7 protein-coding genes are annotated in these 8,761 nt (G+C 64.3%); all 7 read left to right on the top strand.

The window, feature by feature from the left end; all coding sequences use genetic code 11:
- Positions 1 to 150: 150 nt before the first annotated feature.
- The 7 genes from VIG90_RS03430 (at position 151) to VIG90_RS03400 (ending at position 8,698) form a co-directional block, all read left to right on the top strand.
- Entirely contained in the window at positions 151 to 1,266 is a 1,116-nt protein-coding gene (locus tag VIG90_RS03430) for an acyl-CoA dehydrogenase family protein (protein ID WP_331592038.1), read from the top strand.
- A 1-nt stretch (position 1,267) separates the two neighbouring features.
- Complete coding sequence (locus VIG90_RS03425) at positions 1,268 to 2,458, top strand: acyl-CoA dehydrogenase family protein (RefSeq protein ID WP_331592037.1); 1,191 nt, start codon at positions 1,268 to 1,270, stop codon at positions 2,456 to 2,458.
- Between the two features lie 48 nt (positions 2,459 to 2,506).
- Entirely contained in the window at positions 2,507 to 4,186 is a 1,680-nt protein-coding gene (locus VIG90_RS03420) for a class I adenylate-forming enzyme family protein (protein WP_331592036.1), read from the top strand.
- A 74-nt stretch (positions 4,187 to 4,260) separates the two neighbouring features.
- On the top strand, positions 4,261 to 5,133 hold the full coding sequence (locus VIG90_RS03415; protein ID WP_331592035.1) for an amidohydrolase family protein: 873 nt from the start codon (positions 4,261 to 4,263) through the stop codon (positions 5,131 to 5,133).
- An 11-nt stretch (positions 5,134 to 5,144) separates the two neighbouring features.
- Positions 5,145 to 6,260 carry an aromatic ring-hydroxylating oxygenase subunit alpha gene (locus VIG90_RS03410; protein ID WP_331592034.1) on the top strand — a complete coding sequence of 372 codons (1,116 nt, stop codon included), beginning with the start codon at positions 5,145 to 5,147 and terminating at the stop codon, positions 6,258 to 6,260.
- A gap of 81 nt (positions 6,261 to 6,341) precedes the next feature.
- The gene (locus tag VIG90_RS03405) at positions 6,342 to 7,865 is read left to right on the top strand and encodes an amidase (protein ID WP_331592033.1); all 1,524 of its coding nucleotides are present in this window, start codon (positions 6,342 to 6,344) and stop codon (positions 7,863 to 7,865) included.
- Positions 7,866 to 7,939: 74 nt separating this feature from the next.
- A complete protein-coding gene (locus tag VIG90_RS03400) occupies positions 7,940 to 8,698 on the top strand; it encodes an SDR family oxidoreductase (RefSeq protein ID WP_331592032.1) in 759 nt (252 codons plus the stop codon).
- The last annotated feature ends 63 nt before the right edge of the window (positions 8,699 to 8,761 follow it).

Raw genomic sequence — 8,761 nt, 5'->3', positions numbered from 1 at the left:
TCCATCTTCGTGAACAACGTCACGAAGGAACTCTACAAGATCGGCGGCACGCCGATCTACTCGGTGCTCGGCACCAGCACGGCCATCTACAATGAGCCGCGTACCTGGGGTCTGCGCCTCACCTACCGGTTCGGCAGCTGAGGGAGCGTTATGCAGTTTGTATTGACCGAAGAGCAGGCGCTGATTCAGGAAACTGCACGCGGTTTCTTCGGAGAGTATGTGACCTCTGCCAAAGTGCGTGAGGTCATGCAGAGTGAAACTGGCTTTGACAGCCAGTTGTGGCACGGCGTCATGGCCGACATGGGCTTCGGTGGCATCGCCCTCCCCGCGCAGTGCGGGGGGGCGGGCCTCGGCCACGTGGAGTTGGCTATCATTCTGATGGAGATGGGGCGGACGCTGTGTCCGTCCCCCTTCCTCTCCAGCATCGCCATGGCAGCCCCTGCCATTGTGCAGGCGGGATCCGCCGATCAGCAGGCGCAGTGGCTGCCCGGCATCGCGTCGGGCGAGACGATTGCTGCGCTCGGCTGGCTGGAAGACGGCAGTGCAACCCTGTCTGAAAACGGCAGCGACTATCGCCTGTCAGGCAGCGCGCGTTACATTCCCTTCGGACATGTCGCGGACATGTTTGTCATTCCGGCGCGTGGTGTCGGCGGCGGCCTTTCTCTCCTGGCAATTCCCGCAAAGACGCCGGGCCTGCGAATTGAGAAGCACGTCGCCATTGATCTGACCCGTCCGATGGCAAGCCTGCATTTCGATGATGTTGAGGTCGCGGCCGACATGGTGCTGGGCGCGCCCGGCAGCGCGGACGCCACCTACGCCCGCACGCTCGATCTGGCACGGATCGCGCTGGCAGCCGAGCAGGCCGGCGGGGCCGAGGCCATTCTCGACCTGACGGTCCAGTATGCCAAGGATCGCGTGCAGTTCGGCCGCCCGATCGGCAGCTTCCAGGCGCTCAAGCACCGCCTGGCGGACATGATGATCCAGGTCGAAACCGCCAAGACGGCGGCGTTCTATGCGGCGTGCGTTGCGGATGAGAACGGCGCGGATCTGCCGGAAGCGGCGGCCATTGCCAAGGCCTACTGCTCGGATGCTTTCTCTGACTGCACGGGCAATGCCATTCAGCTCCACGGCGGCATCGGCTTCACGTGGGAGCATGACGCACATCTGTATTTCAAGCGGGCGCGCGGCAGCGCGACCCTCCTGGGCGATGCCAGGTCTCAGCGCGAGACGATCGCCCGCATTCTGAAGCTCGGGGAGGGCAACTGACATGCGGACCGGGTTTACACCGGAGCAAGAGGCTTTCCGTGCCGAAGTCGCCGCCTGGCTCAACGAACAACTCTCTGGCCCTTTCCTCTCCATTCGCGGGCTGACCAGCTACAGCGGCATGGTCGAGGAACGTCGCGCCTGGGAACGGGCTCTTGGCGAGGCGGGCTGGGGTGCGGTCGGCTGGCCAAAGGAATACGGTGGCCGCGGCGCAAGCCTGGCCGAACAGGTGATCTTGGCCGAGGAATATGCCCGGGCCGGCGCGCCGGGGCGCATGAATCACGTGGGCGTGGAGCTTGCCGGCCCAACGCTCATCCACTTCGGCACCGAGGCGCAAAAGCAGCGCTTCCTGCGTCCGATGCTGTTGGGCGAGGAGTTTTGGGCACAAGGCTATTCCGAGCCCAACGCGGGCTCTGACCTTGCCAACATCCGCACTCGCGCGTGGCTGGAAGACGGCCCGAACGGCAAGGAATGGGTGATCGAGGGTCAGAAGACCTGGACCAGCCTGGCGCAGTACGCTGACTGGATTTTCGTGCTGGCCCGGACCGAGGACGGCAGCCAGGGGCCGCAGGGCATCTCGTTCCTGCTGGTGCCGCTGAAGCAGAAGGGCGTGACCATCCGCCCGATCCGCCAGATCACCGGTGATGCGGAGTTCAACGAGACCTTCTTTGACGGCGCACGCACCGCAGCCGAAAACGTGGTCGGCAAGCCGGGCGAAGGCTGGCGGGTCGCCATGGGGCTGCTCTCGCATGAGCGCGGGGCCTCGTCGCTCGCCATGCAGATGAACTTCCGTAACGAGCTGGATCGGGTGATTGCGGCGGCCAACGCCAATGGCGCGGCGAACGACCCGCTGATCCGTCAGCGGATCGCCGATGCCCATGTCGGCCTGACACTGATGCGCTACAACGCGCTGCGCACGCTCTCGCGGCGAGACGATGATACCTCGCTGGGGCGCGAAGGCTTCATCCACAAGATCTACTGGGGCACCTGGCACCGCAAGCTGGGCGAGCTGGCCATGGATGTGCTGGGCGCACCGGGTCTGGTCGCGGCGCAGCCGGAGTATGACCCTGAGGATCTGCCCCGCCTGTGGCTGCAAAGTCGCTCTGACACAATTCATGGCGGAACCAACCAGATTCAGCGTAACATCATTGCCGAACGCGGGCTTGGCCTGCCGAGGGAACCACGCGGCCGATAAAACAACAAACGGTCGTTGGTCACACTGCGCAAGACGGGGAGAGGGAGAGTGTCAGCAGTTGCTACCCAAAGTGCGCCCAAAATCGATCTGACCGCGCCGGGCGCGCCGTTTGAAATCATCGAGGCCGATGTTCGCGGGCACCGCATGCCGGTGTTCGCCAAGGCCAACTATCTGCTGTCCGGCCTGTTCGCCCGCATGGCGACCTATGGTGACCGCACGTTCGTGGTGGAGGAGGATCGCCGCACCAGCTATGCGCAGGGCTACGGGCAGGCGGCAGCAATCGCCGCCCTGCTGCGCGACCAGTATGGCGTCAAGCCGGGAGACCGGGTGGCCATCAACATGCGCAACCGGCTGGAGTGGATGACCGGCTTCATGGCGGTCTCCGCGCTTGGCGCCATCCCCGCGCTGATCAACAGCCGCGGCGCGCCCGAGGAAATGCGCTATTGCGTCGAGACGGTCGAGTGCCATCTGGTGCTCTCCGACCTCCAGCGCACACGGGCGCTGGCAGAGAGTGGCTACACCGGCCCGGTGATCGACGTGGACAACCCGGCGTTTGCCGAGGCACTGGACAAGTACGCCGGCGCATCCCTGCCGCACCATGACGGTCACGTCGATGACGCGGCAGCCATTCTCTTTACCTCCGGGACCACCGGCAAGCCCAAGGGCGCGGTGCTGAGCCATCGGGCCATGCTGACCGGTCAGATGATCAGCCAGCATCGGGGCACCGAGTTCGCCATGGAACTGGCGGCAAAGCTGGGCACCGATCTGCAGACCATGATCGCCAATGCGCCGCAGGGTGCGAGCCTCCTGATCTTCCCGATGTTCCACATCAGTGGTGTCGGGGCGATCTTCCTGTCCTGCATCATGCGCGGGGACAAGATTGTCATCCAGCGCCGCTGGGACGCGGACACGGCCCTCGAGCTGGTCGAGCGCGAGCACGTCTCTGCCATGTCCGGCCCGCCCAGCGTGATCTGGGACATGGTGCAGGTGCAGAAAAAGAACCCGCGCAATCTTGCTTCCCTGCGCTCGCTGGGAACCGGTGGTCAGGGGCTGGCGCTCAATCTGCTCCAGGCCATGCAGGAGAATTTCCCGATCGCGGTGCCGGGCGGCGGATACGGTTGCACCGAGACGGCCGGCGCCATCAGCCTGGCCATGGGCGAGGGCTATGTCTGCCGTCCCGAATGCTCGGGCGTCGTCCACAGCCTGGCCCAAATCAAGACCATCGACGACCAGGGCAATGATCTGCCTGCGGGAGAAGTGGGCGAGCTGTGCGTGCGCGGCCCGATGGTCATGACCGAGTATTGGGGCCGGCCGGACGATACGGCCAAGGCCATCGATACGGACGGTTGGCTGCACACCGGCGACGTCGGTTTTGTCGATGCGCAGGGTTACATCACCATTGTCGATCGCAAGACCGACATGGTGATCTCCTCGGGCGAGAACATTTACTGCGCCGAGGTGGAGCGCGTGCTCCTGTCCCATCCCGAAATCGCAGAGGCTGCGGCTTTCGGTGTGCCGGACGAGCGTCTTGGCGAACGGCTTATGGCAGCGGTGGTGCTGCACGAGGGAAGCAGCCTCGGCGAGGACGAGATCAAGGCTCACGTGCAGGCCCATCTGGCGACTTACAAGGTGCCGGCGGCCGTGGATGTTCGCCCTGAATCGCTGCCTCGCAACGTTACGGGAAAAGTCGACAAGAGACGGTTGCGCGCCGCGCACGACTCTATATAGTTAGACTGTAGTCTAAGTTTTACGTTTCCCGATAATCCTGCGCCTGCGTCGCATTGAGTGGAAAGTAGAGATTTATGGCCTTCCCGAAGGATATTGGCGTTATCGACACCATGCTGGGGATTCCCAGCAGCGAGGATCGCGCGGACTGGTACAGTTGGTTTGCGCCTCTGCTGCGCGACGAGGAAAGCCGGCAGATGTTCAAGATGCCCGCGCAGTACATGTTCAAGGGCGTCCCCAAGGTCGACCAGTGCGATGATTACATCGCCTGGACCGTCGAGCAGATGGACCGCTTCAACATCGACAAGGCGCTGGTCGGCTTCCATGAAGAGTCTCCGACGGCCATTGCTGCCAAGGAGCGTTTTCCAGACCGCTTCTTCTTCGATGTTCCGGCCGATCCCAACAAGGGCATGGAAGAAGTGCGCCGCCTGAAGCGGCTGCACAGGGATTTCGGCATCAAGGCGGTGAGTGTGTTCCCCTGCGGGACCTTCCCGCAGGTGGCGATCGACCACAAATACATGTTCCCCATCTATGCCGCCTGCGTCGAGATGGACATCCCCATCCTTATCAACGTCGGCGTGCCGGGTCCGCGCATGCCGATGGCCCCGCAGAAGGTCGAACTGCTGGATGAGATCTGCTGGTTCTTCCCGGACCTTAAGGTCGTCATGCGGCACGGCGCCGAGCCTTGGGATGCTCTGGCCGTCAAGCTCATGCTGAAGTGGCCGAACCTTTACTATTCGACCAGCGCGTTTGCACCCAAGCATTACCCCAAGTCGATCATCAACTTCGCCAACACCCGCGGTGCGGACAAGATTATCTACGCCGGCTATTTCCCGATGGGCCTCAGCCTCGATCGCATTTTCAGCGATCTGGAGAACGTGCCCTTCAAGGATGAGGTGTGGCCGAAATTCCTGCGCGACAACGCCCGTCGCGTGTTCAAGCTGGATTGAGGAGAACTGTCATGGCTCACGATCATGGAGCGGCGGCTGACGCGCGGACTGCACCGGTTGCGGTCTGGCAGGTGCTGGCTGCAATGACCAAGGAACAGCTGGTCGAGTGGCGACTGGCCGACATTCACAACAACCCGAGCGCCGAGGAGCGCGGAGCTACCCAGCTGCCGTACCCCTACGGCTGGTTCGTGGTGTGCTATTCGGATGAACTGGCCGTCGGCGAAGTGAAGGCGGTGCGCTACTTCGGCAAGGAACTGGCCGTGTGGCGCGGCGAAGACGGCAAGGCCCGCGTCATCGACGCCTATTGCCGCCACCTCGGCGCGCACATGGGCCATGGCGGCCGGGTGAACGGCAACATGCTGGAGTGCCCGTTCCACGCTTGGCGCTACGACGAGGAAGGCGCGGTCAAGGAAATCCCCTACGCCAAGAACATCCCGCCGCAGGCCAAGCGTCCATGCGGCGGCTGGCAGACCGGCGAGGCCAACGGCTTCGTATGGGTATGGTATCACCCCGAAGGCGTTGCCCCGATGTGGGAACTCGAGGTGATGCCGGAAGTCGGCCAGCCGGACTGGACGCCGTTCGAGCGCTATGAATGGCTGGTGCACGCGCCGCTGCAGTTCATGGCCGAAAACGCCGCCGACACTGCGCACTTCAAGTATGTCCACGGCACCGCGACCTACCCGGACGCCAAGATGACCTTCAATGGTCACCTGCGAACCGGTCTGGTCGAGGCTAAGATGGGCACGCCCAAGGGCGAGGTGGACGGCAAGATCATCAACGCCAACTTTGGCCCCGGTCAGGCATGGACCCGTTTCCATGGCATCTCCGAGACGCTGCTGGTGGCCGGCATCACCCCGGTTGACCGTGATCTGACCCGCGTGCGCTTTGCCTTCACCCAGCCGAAGGCGGAGGCCGAGGGCCCGATGGCAGGTCTGGCCCGCGCGCTGATCAAGGATATCGTCAAGCAGTTCGACCAGGACAAGATCGTCTGGGATCGCCAGCGCTTCGTCGAAAAGGCGCTGATCTGCGACGGCGATGGCCCGATCGGCGACTTCCGGCGCTGGTACTACCAGTTCTATGCGGAGTGGCAGAACGGTTCGAAGGAGCAGCGCGTCTCTGCTGAATGACCGGACGACTGCATAATCGTTGAAAACGGCGTTTGCGGTCGTGCTTTGGCCGCGAACGCCTGCAACCCAGGGGAGGGGGAAATGGATTTGTCGCGTCGTGATGTGCTGGCCAGTGCTACGGCTCTGGCGGCAGCCGGAATGACTGCCTCCGGCATGGCCGCGGCAGCGGCCAAGTCTTCCCCCCTCTCTCTCCTTAGCGAGCATGATGCGCTCGGCCTTGCCGAGCTCGTCCGCCGTAAACAGGTCTCCGCGGCAGAGCTCTTGGAGGCCGCCATTGCGCGGACCGAGGCGCTGAATCCGAAGTATAATTTCCTGTCGCAAAAACACTATGAGCGCGCCCGCGCCGCGCTGGCCATGGGAGTACCGCAGGGGCCCTTCTCCGGCGTTCCGTTTTTGCTGAAGGACCTGAACACCTATCTGGAAGGAGAGGTCACCGGGCAGGGCAGCCGTTACTGGACCGGCTACCGCGCCACGGTTACTTCAGAAATTGCCAAACGGTACGAGCGCGCGGGGCTTGTCATCTTCGGCAAGACCGCCACGCCCGAATTCGGTCTGACGGGAACCACGGAATCCCTTGCCAATGGCATTACGCGCAACCCGTGGAACCCCGAGCGCACAGCGGGCGGCTCAAGTGGCGGTGCGGCCGTGGCCGTGGCGGCGGGAGTGATTCCCGTCGCCCACGCGACCGACGGCGGCGGCTCCATCCGTATTCCGGCTTCCTGCTGCGGCCTGTTTGGCCTCAAGCCCAGCCGTGGCCGCGTGCCGATGGGCCCGCCGCTGACGGAAGGTTGGGGCGGGCTGTCGGCGCACCACGCGGTTACCCGCAGCGTGCGCGATAGTGCGGCGCTGCTCGACGCGACGGCAGGCATCGAGCCCGGCTCGCGCTATGGCGCGCCAACGCCGGAGCGGCCCTATCTTGAAGAGGCGCGGCGCGAACCCGGCCGGCTGCGCATTGCGCTTGCTGTATCACCGCCTGCGGGCAGCCCGGTCGATGCGGAATGCGTGGAAGCAGCCCGCGCTGCGGCGCGACTGTGCGAGAGCCTTGGGCACCATGTGGAAGAGGCGTCGCCAAAGCTGGACATGGAAGCGATCGGGCGGGCCGTGTTCAGCATTATTTCCGCATCAGTCGCAGCCAACATTCAGGCACGGCAGGCCGCAACCGGTATCGCGCCGGGCCCCGACGTTCTGGAGGCGGTAACGCTGGTCTATTACCAGATCGGCTTGAAGACGACGGGGATCGACTTCGCCAATGCGAACAACGTCCTGCAGGAAGCCGCGCTCACCATATCGCGGTTCATGGACTCCTACGACGTCCTGCTCACGCCGACGCTGGCTACGCCTCCTGTTGAGATTGGCCGTCTCAGCCTGTCCAATCCGAACATTGAGGCCTACTATCAGGCGGCCGGCACTTTCACGGCCTTTACCGGCATCTTCAACATGACCGGACAGCCCGCCATGTCGGTGCCGCTTGCCATGTCCCGGTCGGGTCTGCCCATCGGCGTGCAGTTCGCGGGCCGCTATGGCGATGAGGCCACGCTGTTTCGCCTGGCGGGCCAACTGGAGCAGGCCGCACCTTGGGCGGGGCGCAGACCATCAATCAGCTAGCCCGGCAATCAGCTAACCCGGCAATCAGCTAAATCGGATCCGGCGGGGGGCCGGGCTGTAAGGGGAGGAAGACAATGCGTGGACTGACCGGAAAAGTCGGTATCGTCGCGGGTGGCGGTCGCGGTATCGGAGCGGCCACCGTTCGCCGGCTGGCGGCGGAAGGCGCGGCGGTGGTCGTGGGTGACATCCGCGAGGCCGAAGCAGCGGCCGTGGCGGCGGAAATCAACAACGGCGGCGGCCGGGCTCTGGCTGTCGCGCTGGACATCACCAACGAGCAGTCGGTGGCCGATCTGGTTGAGAAGGCGGTTGCCACTTACGGCGGTCTCGACTTCTTCCATGCCAACGCCGCAGGCGGCACCCAGGGTGACGTCGACGCACTGAACTGCTCGCTGGACGTATTCGACCAGTCCATCGCCATCAACCTGCGCAGCCATTTCATCTGCACCCAAAAAGCCCTGCCGGTGCTGCTCGAGCGGGGCGGGGGCGCGATGGTCTACACCAGCTCTGGCGCAGCCTATGGCGGCGCGCCCTGGCAGGTGGCGTATCCTGTGGCCAAGAACGGCCTGCATGCTCTGATGCGCCACGTCGCGGCGCGCTGGGGCAAGCAGGGCATCCGCGCCAACGTCGTCGCCCCGGGCCTGGTGTTGACCGAGGCCGTGCGCGAGCATCTGACGGACCAGTATGTCGAGGAAGGCCTGAAGCGCGTGCCCAGCCCGCGCCTTGGCCAGCCGGACGACATTGCTGGCATGGTGACCTTCCTGGTCTCGGACGACGGCCAGTGGGTAAACGGTCAGGTGCTCAGCGTGAACGGCGGCGCGGCCATGCGTGATTGATCACGGTCTTTAGCCGGCCGGGGCCGAGGGCCCCGGCCGGCAGTTCTTTCCTCGCCCAGATCG

Origin of the sequence: Pedomonas sp. (genome assembly GCF_036515995.1) — a bacterium.
Lineage (GTDB): Bacteria > Pseudomonadota > Alphaproteobacteria > Sphingomonadales > Sphingomonadaceae > Pedomonas.
The sequence above is the reverse complement of the archived record's forward strand: the minus strand, read 5'-3'. Positions and strand labels throughout refer to the sequence as shown.